Here is a 16,877-nt window from a genome sequence, read left to right on the forward strand (position 1 = left end):
CATACATATTTGATAAAATAAGCATATATTAATATAACATTTGAAGAATTTTAAAAAGAGCGTAATGTATGAAAAATTTTATATTTACGTCTGAGTCAGTTTCTGAAGGGCATCCGGACAAAATTGTCGATCAAATTTTAGATACGGTACTTGATGAGATTCTAAAACAAAACCCTAACGATCGTGTTGCCTGTGAAACATTTGTAACAACCGGTCTAGTTCTAGTGAGCGGCCTAGTACCTATGTGGATATTGAGCAAATAGTACGTAGCAAGATATAAGAAATCGGCTATAATAATCCAAATTATGGATTTGACGGTAGCTGTTGTGTCGTAATTTCAGCTATCATTAACAATCACCCGATATAGCTATGGGTGTTGACAATGCAAATGACGATGAAATAGGTGCAGGAGACCAAGGTATGGTTTTCAGTTATGCCTGTAATGAAACGGATATTTCATGCCCGCACCGATTTACTACGCTCATTTATTAATGAAAAGGCAAGTATATTTACGTAAACAAAATATCTTGTCTTGGCTTAGACCCGATGCAAAAGCTCAAGTCACGTTACGATATGAAAATAACAAACCAATTGCCATTGATACAGTAGTTTTATCAACTCAGCATCATCCGGAAATACAACAAAAAGACCTTATTGAAGCAGTAATGGAAGAAATTATTAAACAAGCATTACCAAGCAATTTACTTCATAAAAACACTAAATACCTAATTAATCCGACGGGTCGGTTTGTTATAGGCGGTCCCGTTGCAGATTGCGGTTTAACCTGTAGGGAAATTATCGTGGACAGCTATGGAGGAATGGCAAGACACGGCGGCGGTTGCTTTTCTGGAAAAGATCCAACAAAAATAGATAGATCGGCTGCTTACATGGCACGCTATATTGCTAAGAATATAGTAGGAGCAGGACTTGCCGATCGCTGTGAAATACAAATATCCTACACAATAGGCGTAGCTGCTCCCGTATCTGTTTATGCTGAAACTTGCGGTACTAGCACATTAAGCAACGAACAAATTACTAAGCTCATAACACAGCATTTTGATATGCGTCCAGGAAGAATTATTAAACATCTTAAGCGTCGCACTCCATGTTATCAAAAAACGACTTCTTACGGTCATTGCGGCCGAGAAGACGCAAATTTTACATGGGAACAATTAGATAAAGTAGATATATTGAGGTGAGTAATTATTGACATTTATTCGTAATACATGATTATTTTGATCCCTGCTTAACTAATTAGTTGAAAATATGGTTGAGAATGTAAATAATAATAGAAAGTTCGGTAACTTAGAAAATTATGATAATCAACTTACAAATACTGCTCTAAACAAGAATAACCAAAATAAGCTGAAAGAACATTATGAAAATATCACTCAAACCTTAAATAACATACAGAAATATGAGTATGAAGCAAAAGCAACTCAGTACTGCGAAATGCTTGACGATACCCGTACCTATGATAAATCCACAAAAGATTATAATTTAGGCTCAGTTCATTTTATAACGGCTAAGCGTATAAAGCTTTAAATCCTGACGAAAATACAGGTAAAAAATTAGACCATTTTATGGATGGCTTAGATGAGATTTATAAGCAATCCTTTTTACGTAAATTAACTAGCTCAATTGAATTACCACCAGCAGAACAGTTAAAAAAATTTTTAGAAAAAACTACAAATGAAATATATGATAAACTGCAAAAAACCGGAGAAGCATATTTATCATATTCTAATGCTCCTACTAATACAGGATTACATACAAATGTTATAAAATATTCTAAAGAAAACGGAAAAAATTATCGTATATATATAATGCCGGTGCTGGGGTAAGAGCAGATAATTCAAAACTAAATCAAACACCAAAAGATCAATTAATACAGGAGTATTAGAAGATAAAAAATCAGAAGTTAAAACCAATAATACATTCAATAAAAATTCAGAACCTAAAAAACAAACTATCAAAAATAAATTTTATAAGTATTTAAGTAAATTAACGAGAAAATTGGGATTCAAATCCATAAGTAATTATTTTAAAGAATTAATTAAAGACCCAAATCTTGAGCAAAATATCAATTTAGAAAAAGAAGCAAAGTTAATAGCAGACAAACATCGACTAACAAAATATATGGAACTTAGCGATACTAAAAATAATAATGCAGTATTTAGCGGTAAAAAAACATCAAAGAATATTACTCAATTATATCAATAATAGATTCATTTTACTGTCAATTCAGGTATTGCCTATAAAAAGTTGACTCAAGGTTTCGATGTCATTCCTGCGAGGCATTGGCTTTGTTGCATGGTTCGGTTTTTTCGTCATTGCGAGGAAAATTACGAAGTAATTGTACGTCCGCAATCTCAAGTTTGTTATTATTTCATGAGATTGCCACGCAGCCTATGGCTGCTCACAATGACGACCCGATATCCACACAACAATGCCTTGCGGGAATGACAGTGGAAAACCGAACCACTCAACAACTACGCTATTTACTATATCCTTTTAAAATCTCAAAATCTTGCCCTTGGAGCAAGAATTTTTCAGGTAATGTAATTTTTGCTACAAAATTTTTTACATCTGCGCTTTGTAAATAGATTGTAGCTTTAGCATTACTCTGATCTTCATTATTTATACGAGCTGCAAGCAAGGTTACTATCTGCCGTAATTCTTCATGATTTTGTGGATAAAACTGTAGTTCAAATTGTTTATTATTAATTGCATCCTCAATTGATGAAAAGCTTTTTGCCGTTAGTTTTATTCCTCCCTCATCTTTAACTATGTCACAATTAACAACTACCAAACTTTTAACATCAAGTAAATGTACATAATCTTTTAAAACTTCCTCACTAAAAATACTAAGTTCAAAGATATTCTCAGGATCGGAAAGCACGAGCGTCACAAACCTACCTCTTGCCGACATACGAGAATCCTTTTTTTGTATTACACCGGCAAGATTTACTCGGTTAGTACCATCAGGTAAGTTATTATGCAAATCCGCAGTATTTAAAATATTTAAACGACTAAATATTTCTTGATATTCCGTAAGAGGATGATTAGAGATAAATAAACCCATAGCCTCAAATTCATAAAAGGCTAAAGTATTTTTATCGGCATAATCGCTTGATACTAAAATAGTTGGACTTAAACTAGAAACTTTAATTAAGCTAAATTGATTAGATTCCTGCTCTTCGTGATATGCAGTTGAATAAGAAAGCAATTTTGGAATGCTTGACAATAATTGCAATCGATTATCATGTAGCTCATCAAAACAGCCTGACTTGATTAAATTTTCCAATAATTTACTGTTAATAGATTTTGGGGGTAATCTTTCAATAAAATCAGTAATTGATTTAAACGCCCCTCTTGCTTTTCGCTCATCCGTTACTAACTTACCGAAATTCGGCGTAACTCCCTTAATAGCACCTAAGGCGAAGATTATTGCACCCGCGATGTCACACCGTGGCTTGACCACGGTATCTTTTGAAATTTTCTGGATACCACGATCAAGTCGCGGGATGACAGGCTTTACACTATGCGGGATGACAGTGTCCGAAAACTTTACACTAAAATACCCTTCAGAAATATTAATATTAGGTGCAATAATTTTTATGCCGTTATCTTTTGCTTCTTGTAAAAATAAATTAATTTTATCGTGATTATTCAATTCAAGATTTAAGCATGCTACTAAAAATGCAGCAGGATAATTAGCTTTAAGATATGCAGTTTGGTATGAAATAACACCGTAAGACGCAGCATGTGCCTTATTAAAACCGTATCCGGCAAATTTAGCCACGGTCGCAAAAATGGATTTAGCTTGAGATTCCGAAATATTATTAGCAATTGCTCCTTTAACAAAAATTTCTTCCTGCTCCTCCATTTCTTTTTTTATCTTCTTACCCATTGCTCTCCGAAGTAAATCGGCAGCTCCTAGCGTATAACCTGCAAGAACCTGAGCAATTCTTTGTACCTGCTCCTGATATATCACCACTCCGTAAGTTTCTTCTAAGATTGGTTGCAATAGCTCATGTAAATAATCAGGCTGTTGTAATTTATGCTTACAAGCTATATAGGTAGGAATATTTTCCATAGGACCAGGACGGTATAAAGCACCAAGAGCTATCAAATCATGTATAGAATCAGGTTTAAGGCGTCTAAGTGCATCTTTCATCCCGATACTTTCAAATTGGAAAACGCCGACTCCTTTACCTTTACACAACATTTGATAAGTCTTATTATCATCAAACGTCATATTGTTAAAATCTACTTCTATCCCTTGCTCTTTAAGCAGTTTCTTACAATCGGTAATAACCGTTAGGGTTTGTAGCCCTAAAAAATCAAATTTAATTAAACCGGCAATCTCGGAATATTTCATAGAATAACCGACTATCAGCATATCGGAGTTAGCATCTTTATATACCGGTACTATATCGACTAAATCAGTACCTGCTATTACGATTCCTGCAGCATGAGTTGAGGAATGCCTATGCAGCCCCTCAAGAATTAACGAAGTATCAATCACTAACTTAATTAACTCCGCTTCACCGTCTAAATTATACAGCCCATTACCTTTAGCGGCATTTGCAAGCTCCGGAACTTCACGCATTGCCTGTTCTAAGCTAACTGGATTAACTGCACTAAAAGGGACAAGCTCCGTTAGATAATCAGCAAATTTATAAGGTAAGCTAAGCACACGAGCGACATCCTTAATTACAGCCTTTGCCTGCATCTTACCGAAAGTTATAATCTGTCCTACTCTATTATTACCGTATTTGGAACGTACGTAATTAATTACTTCCTCACGCCTTTCCTGACAAAAATCAATATCAAAATCAGGCATTGAAATACGTTCAGGATTTAAAAATCTTTCAAATAATAAGCCAAATTTAATCGGATCGAGATCAGTAATAAGCAAGCTCCAAGCAACAACCGAGCCTGCTCCCGATCCTCTACCCGGTCCGACTAAAATACCCTCTTTTTTACTCCATTTAATAAAATCAGATACAATCAAAAAATAACCGGCAAAATTCATATTACAGATAATATCCAGCTCATAATTAAGACGAGCAAAATATTCGGTTTTCAATGCTTCTTGATTCTCTAACGCAATATTTTCAGATTTAAACTTTGTAGCAAGCCTTGCAAGCAACCCTTCTTTTGCATCTTTTTTAATTAAATCCGTTTCACTAATATTTTCGGTGGCAAAATTAGGCAACATCGGCGGGTTTGCATGTGCGGCAAAATAACAACGCTCTCTTAAATTCACGGTATTTTGGATGGCACTAGGTAAATCGGAAAAAAGCTCTATCATCTCATGCGGTGATTTAAAATAACAATTTTCGCTAACTGTTTTTCGATCCAGATATTCTTTAGTAACACCGGCTGATATACATAACAATACATCATGTGCATCATGCATGCTTTTCTCACTAAATAAAACTTTATTAGTAGCAACAAGCGGAATAGCAAGCTCGGCAGCAATTCTAATATAACTATCCTCAATAAACTGTTCTTCCGGTAGCTCATGTCTCATAATCTCAAAGTAAAAACGATCTCCTAAAATTTCCTGTAATTTACGTGCAAACAGCATCGCTTGCTCCTCGTTACGAGCTAGCAAGCATTTTCCGACAATACCGTCGGTATAACAGCATAATCCTATTAATCCTTCTTGATATTCGATTAAATCTTCAAAATCAATGTGATCGCATATCTTACGATCATTTTTAGTAAAAGTAAGGCTTGATAGTTTGAGTAAATTTTTATAACCAGTTTCATCTTTAGCTATAAGCAAAATTTGAGCAAAAATATCTATATCGTATTTTATATTTAGAATAACTCCGTGTATCGGCTGCAGTCCTTTTTTTACTGCACATAATGCAAACTCTAATGAGCCGAATAAATTTCCCTTATCTGCCAAACAAATAGCAGGCATTTTATTCGATGAAGCAAGTTCTACTACCTTCTCAATCGTTAATGCACTTTCTAGAAAAGAATAAGAGCTTTGAGTTCTTAAATGAATAAATTCAGGTCGCATTTTAAATTAATGTTAAAGTTTATTGTCTTACTGCCGTAGACTTTTTATGTTATTCCCGCGTAGGCGGGAATCCAGTACTTTAAAACTTTTTAAAAGCTCGATTTATCTCGCTTTACCCTGGATTCCCGCCTACGCGGGAATAACATCGGAAGCCTTAACGACAAGACTAAATTTTACTTCCGACTGCATAATATCTAAAACCGATTTTTTTCATTGTTTCATTATCTAGTATATTTCTAAAATCAATGATTATCGGCGATTTTACTAAATCATAAATTTCTTGCCAATTAAGTTCTTTAAATTCTGACCATTCAGTTGCAATAACTATAATATCTACTGATTTACAGGCGTCAACTGCTGAATCTAAATATAGCAAATTTTTATGTTCCAAATTCTTTTTAGCATTTTCAAGACCGATAGGATCAAATGCTTTAACATATACATCTTTATTTAATAAGATCTTTACAATTGCGATGGCAGGGCTTGCTCTTACATCATCTGTTCCTGCTTTATATGTTAAGCCTAAAATTGCTATATTTTTACCTTTTAAATCTCCGTCTAACAAAGTAGCTATTTTATCTACCATATTACTTGGGCGCTGCTTATTACTTTTAATTACTGCCTTAAGAATCCTACAATCTATATGATGATTTTCTACAAGATTATTTAATGCTAGAATATCTTTTGGAAAGCACGAACCGCCAAAACCAGGTCCTGCATTTAAAAAATTTTGACCGATTCTTTGGTCAAGTCCTACACCTTTAGATAAATCTTTAATATTACCGCCGATTTTTTCACATAAATCAGCCATCTCATTAATAAAAGCAATTTTGGTAGCTAAGAAACTATTTGAAGCATATTTAATAAGTTCGCTCGTCACTAAATCAGTAACCACAAACTTTACACCTTGTAAAGGTGCATAAATTTTTCGCAATATTGCCTCTGATTCTTTATTATTTACACCGATAACTATACGATCAGGATATAAAAAATCTTCTACCGCACTACCCTCTCTTAAAAACTCAGGATTAGAAGCAACATTAAATGAAAAGCCTCTTGATTTTAAATAAGCTATAATATTACTGCAACTACCCGGCGGAACGGTAGATTTTATGACTATTAAACAATCTTTATTTATATGCTCGAAAACTTTATCAATAGCATCATAAACATATTTTAAATCCGCTTCTCCCAACCCTTTTGAAGGTGTACCGACCGTAATAAATATTGCATCAGCATTTTGAAGTTCATTATTATAAATATTTGTAAATTTTAACCTATCAGATTCTAAAGCTTGCTTAAGATACTCATCAAGTTTAGCTTCATAAATCGGTAATATTTGCTTATTTAATTTGGATATTTTAACCTCATCATTATCAAGACAAGTAACATTATGACCTAAATAGCCCATAATAATACCTGAGACTAATCCCACATATCCGCTACCGATAAATGTAATATTCATAATTTTTTGTGATTTTTATATTAAATTTTTAAATTATACGTTATATTCCAAGTGTATACCTCAAATAAATGAAGAGTAGTATAGACGAAGCTCAATTTCAAAAAGTGCAAGGAGTCCACAAGACGAGGAACAGAGCGTATACTTAATACGTGAGTACCGGAGTACTTGTAGGATGACGTAGCCAATTTTTGCAGTTCTATCCGAGTATATAAAGCTTTTATCATATTTCAATAGATTTACAAGCTCAAATGAATTTTATTAAAAAAACCTTTATTAGTATTTTTATAATTCTGATTTCATTATCTTTGGCTATAACTCTAACTGTTTATAGTGCAAATAAAGGACACTTAAATGAACCTTTGAAAAAAATAATTGAATTTTATTTAAGTAAAAATGATATAAAGGCTGTACTACATAATTTAGAATTTAAAGAAAACCGATTATCCATAGATAAAATTTCCTTAAGTCTTATAGATAATGCTAGAGGAGAAATTAACGATTTTAATCTTTTCTTTAATTTCAAAAATTTCTTCTCTAATTCGTTAATAGAGGCTAATTTTAATATCGATAAAATTTCCGTAATTTCAAATAACGATGAAGAGATTATAAATACTTCAACGACCGGTGATTATTCGTTAAATATAATTAAAAAAAATTCCCTAACCGACATACGACTAACTTCAATAAAAAGTGATATCCTAACTGATGAGCAAGGAGCAGACTTACCTCTAGGAAATGCTTTATGCTCATATAAAACCACCTATTCTAAATATAATCCAAAGACTGTTAATTGCAAACTCACCTTTGGGAACAAAGCTTTTTTATCACTAAGCAGTATAATAACCGATAAAAATATCGATGCAAGTGCAGCTGCCGCAAATATGCCTTTAATAATTTATCAAACAGTCGAAAAAATCATTCCGGATAATCCTATAATCTCATATTTACGAGAACATATAAAACAAGGTTACATCCAAAACGGAGAATTAAATATTAAATTAGATAAAAAATTTTTTAAAAAAAATATTTTAGTAGAAGATAATTTAAAAGCAAATTTACATATCTCGAATTTTGAATATAAATATCATACAGATTTACCACCTTTGACTAAAGTTGATACTAATATAATCATTTCAGGACCGGAAATAAAATTTCTAATTAATGAAGCATATAGCGGTAAAAGTGTCGTTTCAGACGGTATTATGACTTTCAAATGGGAAGGACTGGATAAATCACAATTTGTTTTTAATGCTACTGCTAAAGGTGAAATTAATGACTTAATTGCCTTTGTTCCACATGATGCATATCAAAATATTAAAGCTCAAAATATTGATCTTAAAAACATCAAAGGAACGGCAAATTCAATAATAGAGCTAATAATTCCTATTAGCCCCAATATCCCTAATAGCTATAATGTTTTGTCGACATTAACAAATATCTCTTTTAACACCTTAGACAATAATATCCTATTACAAAACGGTGAAGCCAAAGGTAGTTTTAAAGATAATAAACTAAATATTAGCGGTAAAGGTAACATTAATAATTATGCAAGCAGCTTTACTTATGATCATGATATATCGGATAAAAATAATGAGTGTTTACTTAAAATAAAAAGCAATATTGCGGCAAATAATCAAAGATTTGGAGTATTTAAATTAATTTCAGGCAGCACCGTTTTAAATTTTGAGTATAAAAAACAGCATAATAATGAGAGTTTTATTACCGTTAATTCTAATCTTAATAATTTAGAATTTTATATAGATAAAGTATCTATTCATAAAAAATTATATAAAAAAGCCAATTTATATTTATATACTAAATTAAATGATAAAAATTTCGATAGAAATATTGTATTTAACCTTTCAGGGCAGGATAATCTAAAAATTAACGGTAATGCCTTAATTAAGAAAAATATTTATAATATTAATCTAGCCTCTGTTAAACATAATCATACGGATTTAAAAGGAAACATAATCATAGATAACCATAATCTTAATACGACACTTTATGGAAACAGATTAGATTTATCAAATGCTAATATGATGCAGTTTTTAGAAAAAGCGGGAGATTCTACACGTAATATTAATTTAAAAACTAATATATCAAAAATACTTTTAAAGAATAATATAATTCTAGGTAATCTTGATTTAGCAATTAAATGTGATAAAGTGCGGTGTTTCTCCGGCTTTCTAAATGCTAATATTGATAATAAAAAAGTTAAGATGTCGCTTACTGCTAAGGAAACTTTTGAACAATGGTTCATTGAATCCGATAATGCCGGAGCATTGCTTAAGGGACTTGGAATGTATACCACTATGCAAAACGGTCAAATTAACATCAACTTAAATACAAAAAGATATGAAGTAAAAAAAGGTGAAATAGTGCCAATATTAGACGGCAAATTTTCTATAAAACATTTTACGGTAGTCGATACTCCTTTTTTAACACGGCTTGTTTCCTTTGTTTCGTTGCCGGGTTTTCTTAGTTCAATAACTAATAATAAACATATTTTATTTGAAGATATGAGCGGTAAATTTAATTATAGAGGAAATATAATTACAATTTTTGATACGGAAGCACATGGACCGTTCTTTGATTTTACTATGACAGGTAATATTGATACCAAGCAGCAATTAATTATGGTTAAAGGAAATGTTATTCCTTCCTTTTTCTTAATCAGCACTATTGTAACTAAAATACCGGTAGTCGGTAAAATATTTTCCAAAGTCGCTCCTTACTCCCTAAAAATGAAATATTAAGTAACTATTTAAAGCTATTAGATTTCATGTACAAAATTTTTAATCATTCCTTTATGTCATTCCTGCGAGGCATTATTGCGTGTGTACCTAATCGTCATTGCGAGCGACTGAAAGCGTTGTTGCATGGCTCAAAAAACGTGTTCGGTGTCATACCATGGCTTGACCACGGTATCCAGAAAACAACTAAAAATACTAACAATATTAGTATTTGGATCCTGCTACAAACTTGCGGGATGACAGAAGTGGAAGCAAGACATGCAACAAAGCCACAACTGCAAGGAGCGTGGTGGCAATCCAGAAATAATAATAGAATATTCTGTAAATCAGAATTTTTTACTGAATTGCTTCGTCGCAACTTACAGTTTTTCCTCACAATGACGTTGAAGATCAATTCATGCAAGAATGACATAAATAACCATACATATTTAATCGGTATTTTACTTTTAGGCTTAATTTCCGGTCTGACGTTCAATTTAATTTTTTTTACAGTTCCATATCAATTATCCGAAGCAAAATACACCACTGATATAATAGGTTCGATATCACTAGCTGCCTTTCCGTATTGCTTAAAGGTCATATGGTCACCTTTTATAGATAAATACTCTATACCTTTTTTATGTTCTAAATTCGGTCACAGGCGTGGCTGGGCATTGGTATCACAAATATTTTTAATCCTAGCGATGACGGGGTTCTTAAACATAAACCCTTGTAATAACTTATATATTACTGCAATTATCTTATTTATTATTTCATCCTGCAGTTCTACACAAGATATTGTACTTGATGCATATAGAATTGAGAGACCTACATCTAAAGAAGAGCTTTCAATGGCTTTTACCTTTAGTAGCATAGGGTTTCGTTTAGGTATGTTACTTGGCAGCGTCGGTACTTTATATTCATCAATTATTTTCGGCTGGAATACAGTATATAAATCGGCTCTATTCATTACTCTAATTGGACCTATAGTAATTTTATGTATTAAAGAACCACAATCAAAAGAAATACACCATACAACTACTCATTTAATAGGATTACAACAATATTTTGAAGTTATTAAAAAAAGTATTATCTCCTTAAAAAATGAACAGCAATATTTACTGCTAATTATATTGTTTATCTTTTTATATAAGGCTGCGGATTCTATACCTATGGCTATGAGTTCGCCTTTATTGCTCGATTTAAGTTTTACTACTCATGAAATTGCCGTTATTTACAAAGCTTACGGGTTACTAATCATGATCGTCGGAGGAGCTTTAAGCGGCGTTTTAGCTGCAAAAATGGGTATATTTCATAGTGTCTTAATTGGTGGAGTTATTCAATTATTGTCACCTCTTATGTTTATGATTCTTGCTACTATCGGCTATGATATAAAGACATTTATAATAACTGTTACAGTACAAAATTTTTGTGCAGGCTTTGCAGGAACTATTATCTCTATCTATTTTGCTAGCCTTTGCAATAGTGAATTTGTTGCCACACAATATTCTATTATTGCATCTTTTAGCTCGCTTAGCCGTATTATTCTAGCTAGCCTTGGCGGTATTTGTGCAAAATATCTTACTTGGCCTGTATTCTTTTTAGGTAATACTCTGTTTAGCATGTTATTTATCCCGATATTTTATAAAATATATAGAAAGAAACTAGGCTTTGTGAATATTTCTAAAAAGATATGACAATTATTAAAAAAAGTTTATAATATTGATATATATATTTCTGCGAAATGAAGAGTCAGAATTTTTATGAAACTATATAGTTTTCAAGAACATTTATTAGAATTAAAAATAAGACTTCTTAGAATATTTACTGCTTTTATAATTATATTTGCTATTTGCTATTATTTTAGCGACAATATTTATAGTGTTTTATTAAAACCGCTTGCTAAGCTAAGCGGTGATACTACGGTACGAAATATAATTTATACAGGACTTACAGAAGCATTTTTTACCTATATTAAACTTGCAGCTTTTACTGCTTTTACTATTATTATACCTATAATTGCTTTGGAGTGTTATTTATTTATCAGTCCCGGGTTACACCGTCATGAAAAAAAAATTATCGCTTTTATTCTTTTTATGTCGCCTATTTTATTTTGGTGCGGTAGTATTTTTGTTTTTTACTTTGTAATGCCGAAAGCTTGGAATTTTTTTCTTAGTTTTGAAAAACGTGATATGATAGTACCGATAGTTTTGGAAGCAAGAATTAGCGAGTATCTAAATTTAGTTATTCATTTAATTATTGCTTTTGGAGTCGCTTTTCAACTGCCAATTGTGATAATGATATTAAATATACTAAAAATAGTTAAGGTACAAACACTTAAGCAAAAAAGATGCATTGCCGTGGTAATTAACTTTATTATTGCAGGAATATTAACGCCTCCTGACATTTTAAGCCAGTTTGCTCTTGCAATACCGCTACTTTTATTATATGAAATTTCAATAATGATATGTAATTTTATAGAAAAACTGAGGACACTAAATGTTAAATATCAAATGGATTAGAGAAAATAAAGAATTGTTCGATGAAAAGCTTAGCCAAAGATTTATTGAACCTATGTCTAGTAAAATTGCTATGCTCGACGGAGAGAAAAGAAAAATTACGAGTTTAATTCAAGAATTTCAGCATGCACGTAAGGTAAAATCAAAGATTTTAGGTAATATGGCCTCTAAAAGCGGCGAAGAATTTGAAGGGTTACAAAGAGATGTCAAACATATAAATGAGAAGTTGGAAGCACTTGAACAGGATCTAAATAATAATAACGAATTAAATGAACTATTAAATATGTTTCCTAATATTCCGGACGACGAAGTACCTTACGGAATGGATGAAAGTATGAATAAATTAGTTCGTACTTACGGAGAGACAAATCCAAATGCTTTGAATAAACAGCATTTTGAACTAGGTATAAAATTAAATTTAATGGATTTTGAACAAACTGCTAAAATTTCTGGAACTAGATTTGTAACGTTAAAAGGTGATTTAGCAAAGCTAGAACGTGCTTTAATTAATTTTATGATTGATGTTCATACTAAAGAGTGGGATTTCTTTGAGATATCACCTCCGGTATTAGTTCGAGATAATGCTATGTATAATGCAGGACAACTACCTAAATTTGCCGAAGAGTCTTTTGCAACAACCAATGGTTACAGACTAATTCCAACCGCAGAAGTATCTTTAGTAAATATGGTCGCCGATACTATTATACCAAGAGAAAAATTACCGATACGTTATGTTGCTTACACCCCGTGCTTTAGATCAGAAGCAGGTAGTAGCGGTAGAGATACAAGAGGTATGATTAGATTACATCAGTTCGGTAAAGTTGAGCTAGTATCTATTACTACCCCTGAAGAATCAACAAATGAGCATGAATATATAACTAATGCATCAGAGACTATTTTACAAAAACTGAATCTTCCTTATCGTGTTATGTTACTTTGCACCGGAGATATGGGATTTGCGGCAAAAAAAACCTATGATATAGAAGTATGGCTTCCGGGACAAAAGCAATATCGCGAAATTGCTAGCTGTTCTAATTGTGGAGATTTTCAAGCACGTAGAATGAAAGCAAGATATAAAGAATTCGGCAGTAACGAAACTACCTTAGTTCATACTTTAAATGCTTCAGGATTACCTATCGGAAGAACTATGGTTGCAATACTTGAAAATTATCAGAATGAAGATGGATCAATAACTATACCGGATGTCTTGATAAATTACATGGGAGGATTACAAAAAATCATTGCCTATAGTGAATAATTGTTTATTAAATATAAAATATAAAGTTTCTAGTTGTTGTTAAATTGGTTTTGTTGCATGGCTCTTATGTCATTCCCGCTTTCGTGGGAATGACATCGAGTAGAGACCTACGGCTGCTCGCAATGACGCCTCTAGCATCCACACAGGCAAAGTTCATTAGTATATACTCCTGTGAAATGAAGAGTTATTATACGAAGTTCAACTTGGAAAAGAGCAAGGAGTCTGTAAGCCGAGGGGCGGAGGAGCGTATACTCAATACGTGAGCATCCGAGGACTTACAAAGACGACGTAGCCAATTTTTCAAGTTGAACGAGTATACAAAACGATAATTTAAATTCAGGTTATTTGTGTTTAGTGGTTTACGAAAATTTGATAAAGATATATATAATTATAATGCTCCTAATTTTATACCTATAGCATGTCATTATAATGAAAATACTTTACTTACCAAAGACGGTAAATTACTACAAATTATCAAAATACACGGCATTACCTCAGAGAAAATAAGCGATAACATACAAAATTTACGTGAAATGGTTAGAGTTTCTATAAAAAAGAATATAACCGATTATGATTTTGCTTTTTGGCTACATACAATACGAGAAAAACAAAACTTAGACGATTCAACTCCTTACAAAAAATTATTACCGGCAAATATTCATACCTTATGGCAAAGAAAAAACCATTGGAATGATAAATTCGTTAATACTTTATATATATCTATAGTACATGATTCTGCTAAAGTTAACATCACAAATTTTAACTCTTTAATAAATTCTTTATCTCATAAATTAATTACTGATTTTGAAAATAACTACTTAGATTCAGCTTTTCAAAAATTAGACAATATCACTAATAATATTTTAAATGATTTAAACGAATTCAGTGCTGAAAAACTCGGTATAATATTTGAAAATGATAATGTTTTTTCTAATCCTTTATTTTTATATAATCGCATAGCTAACCTTAATAATAATGATTGTTTGGTACCTATAATAGATTTATCCGATGCAATAGGTAGAAGTATTTATACAATTAGCAGCGATAAAATGGTAGTTACGGATCATGAGAAAAATAATAAATTCGTTTCTTTACTATCTATAAAAGAATATCATGAAACTCCTTCTAATACACTGGATAAATTTTTACAGTTACCGATTGAATTAATAATAACTGAAATATTTTACTTTGTTAGCAAAAAACAAGTAATATCCAAATTGCGTGGTCAAGATTATATTCTAAAAATTACTAACGACTCAACTTTACTTAATCACAAAGGGATTAATAAGCTTGATGCAGCTAACTTAGATTTTCAATTTTGTAATCAGCAAATTTCAATTGCCGTTATAGAAGAAGATGAAAATAAACTAGATGCAGCCGTAGCTAAAGCATCAACCGAACTTTTTAAACTTGGTATTATTCATGTAAAAGAAGATATTAATATTGAGCAAATATTTTGGTCGCAATTACCTGCTAACTTTGCCTTTATACGTAGAATGTCGCCATTATCCGTAGAGCATATTGCTTCTCTTACCGCTCTTCATAATACTACACTCGGTAATCAATATAATCCTTGGGGTAAGGCTATAACTTTACTGCGAACCGAGAAAGGTACTCCATATTTCATGAATTTTCATGATAAAACGAATAAAGGTAATACTTGCATCTTTGGTACGGGGAAAACCGGCAAAACCGTATTATTGAACTTTTTAATATCAGAATCGACTAAATACGATCCAACAATAATTTATATCTCTAATAATAATGATTCTAAAATTTTTATCGAGGCAATAGAAGGCAAATGGTTAGAACCGGACAAACAAATTATCAATCCATTTTTAGTAGATGATACAGAAAAATCACAAGCATTCATTTTAGAATTTTTAAAATTAATCAGTGGTCATTATATTTCACCTCTTAGCGAAATAGAGATATCCTTTCTAGAGAAATTAAAAAATAAAATTTTATCAATTGAAAAAGAAAAACGTATTTTTTCCGATATTTTAAAATTAGAAGATTTTAAGGAGGAAGGAGGAATACAAATACTTGATAAACTTAAAGTTTTTACCGAAGAACAATTATATTCCGGATTATTTGACGGATCGTCTCTTAACATTGAAGAAGGGAAAGTTATAGGGTTTAATTTATATAAACTTTCTGATGAGCCGTTTTCTAAACAATTTTACCCGACGGAGAGAAAATTTTTAGAACAATTTAATAATAATTTAAAGAAACACCAAAGTATTAGTGCAGCAGTAATTTATGCTTTTACTTATCATTTAAGTCTAGTTGGCACAAAACCTAAAATATTTGCTGCCGATAATTTTGATAAACTTTACAGACCTGAGATTTATTATGATAATATAAATTTAATCTATAATAATTTGTCTCAAAATAACGGTATTTTCGTCAGTAATTTCAATTTTATTTATCTTAAGTCATATCCAAAATATACTATAAAACCTTGGCTTGATTTAATTAATACTAAAATTATTCTACCGTCTGACGTTAAAATAGAAGATTTAGATAAAATTTTAGGTTTAAGCAAGCCGGAAATACGAAAATTATCACAGCTAATACTTTCTGCAAGAATGTTCTTAATTAGTAAGGATAATGAATCGATAGCTTCTGAATTAAGTATTGCCGCTTTAATAGGAGTTGTCCGTATTTTATCAAGCAGACAGGAGGAAATGGATATTTATAAAAAAATACTTGAACAACACCAAGGTCCTCCGGATAATTGGGTTAATTACCTATATAATGAGTTAAATACGGACTAATATTTCACTCTGTCATCCCGTGATTTATTATGGGATCCAAAAAAAATTAAAAAGGACTGGATCCCGCTACAAGCTCG

11 protein-coding genes and 1 pseudogene are annotated in these 16,877 nt (G+C 31.7%); 10 read left to right on the forward strand and 2 right to left on the reverse strand.

Features of this window, described 5'->3' with window-relative positions; translation table 11 throughout:
* The first annotated feature begins 68 nt into the window (after positions 1 to 68).
* The 4 genes and pseudogenes from metK (at position 69) to RC_RS05985 (ending at position 2,223) form a co-directional block, all read left to right on the forward strand.
* A pseudogene (gene metK, locus RC_RS09305) lies at positions 69 to 1,199 on the forward strand (methionine adenosyltransferase).
* A 67-nt stretch (positions 1,200 to 1,266) separates the two neighbouring features.
* Positions 1,267 to 1,545: a hypothetical protein gene (locus RC_RS05975; protein WP_010977772.1), complete on the forward strand. Its 279-nt coding sequence runs from the start codon at positions 1,267 to 1,269 to the stop codon at positions 1,543 to 1,545.
* A 38-nt stretch (positions 1,546 to 1,583) separates the two neighbouring features.
* Positions 1,584 to 1,844: a hypothetical protein gene (locus RC_RS05980; protein ID WP_010977773.1), complete on the forward strand. Its 261-nt coding sequence runs from the start codon at positions 1,584 to 1,586 to the stop codon at positions 1,842 to 1,844.
* 172 nt (positions 1,845 to 2,016) lie between these two features.
* A complete protein-coding gene (locus RC_RS05985) occupies positions 2,017 to 2,223 on the forward strand; it encodes a hypothetical protein (protein WP_010977774.1) in 207 nt (68 codons plus the stop codon).
* Positions 2,224 to 2,497: 274 nt separating this feature from the next.
* Here RC_RS05985 and dnaE read toward each other — a convergent pair whose 3' ends face one another.
* Together dnaE and RC_RS05995 are read right to left on the reverse strand one after the other, a co-directional pair.
* Complete coding sequence (gene dnaE, locus RC_RS05990; RefSeq protein ID WP_010977776.1) at positions 2,498 to 6,043, reverse strand: DNA polymerase III subunit alpha; 3,546 nt, start codon at positions 6,041 to 6,043, stop codon at positions 2,498 to 2,500.
* A 166-nt stretch (positions 6,044 to 6,209) separates the two neighbouring features.
* The gene (locus RC_RS05995) at positions 6,210 to 7,508 is read right to left on the reverse strand and encodes a UDP-glucose dehydrogenase family protein (RefSeq protein ID WP_010977777.1); all 1,299 of its coding nucleotides are present in this window, start codon (positions 7,506 to 7,508) and stop codon (positions 6,210 to 6,212) included.
* A 248-nt stretch (positions 7,509 to 7,756) separates the two neighbouring features.
* On the opposite strand from RC_RS05995, the gene RC_RS06000 reads away from it, so the two are divergent.
* From RC_RS06000 to RC_RS06020, 6 genes are all read left to right on the forward strand, one after another.
* Complete coding sequence (locus tag RC_RS06000) at positions 7,757 to 10,267, forward strand: DUF3971 domain-containing protein (RefSeq protein WP_010977778.1); 2,511 nt, start codon at positions 7,757 to 7,759, stop codon at positions 10,265 to 10,267.
* Positions 10,268 to 10,404: 137 nt separating this feature from the next.
* Positions 10,405 to 11,940, forward strand: coding sequence for an MFS transporter (locus RC_RS06005; RefSeq protein ID WP_041471748.1), 1,536 nt, complete (start codon positions 10,405 to 10,407; stop codon positions 11,938 to 11,940).
* 66 nt (positions 11,941 to 12,006) lie between these two features.
* The gene (tatC, locus tag RC_RS06010; RefSeq protein WP_010977780.1) at positions 12,007 to 12,765 is read left to right on the forward strand and encodes a twin-arginine translocase subunit TatC; all 759 of its coding nucleotides are present in this window, start codon (positions 12,007 to 12,009) and stop codon (positions 12,763 to 12,765) included.
* Positions 12,743 to 14,020, forward strand: coding sequence for a serine--tRNA ligase (serS, locus tag RC_RS06015; protein ID WP_010977781.1), 1,278 nt, complete (start codon positions 12,743 to 12,745; stop codon positions 14,018 to 14,020). Before tatC ends, serS begins: the two co-directional genes overlap by 23 nt.
* Before the next feature lie 44 nt (positions 14,021 to 14,064).
* A complete protein-coding gene (locus tag RC_RS11115; protein ID WP_071597821.1) occupies positions 14,065 to 14,283 on the forward strand; it encodes a palindromic element RPE5 domain-containing protein in 219 nt (72 codons plus the stop codon).
* Positions 14,284 to 14,367: 84 nt separating this feature from the next.
* Complete coding sequence (locus RC_RS06020; protein ID WP_010977782.1) at positions 14,368 to 16,800, forward strand: VirB4 family type IV secretion/conjugal transfer ATPase; 2,433 nt, start codon at positions 14,368 to 14,370, stop codon at positions 16,798 to 16,800.
* The last annotated feature ends 77 nt before the right edge of the window (positions 16,801 to 16,877 follow it).

It is taken from the genome of Rickettsia conorii str. Malish 7, from assembly GCF_000007025.1.
GTDB lineage: Bacteria > Pseudomonadota > Alphaproteobacteria > Rickettsiales > Rickettsiaceae > Rickettsia > Rickettsia rickettsii.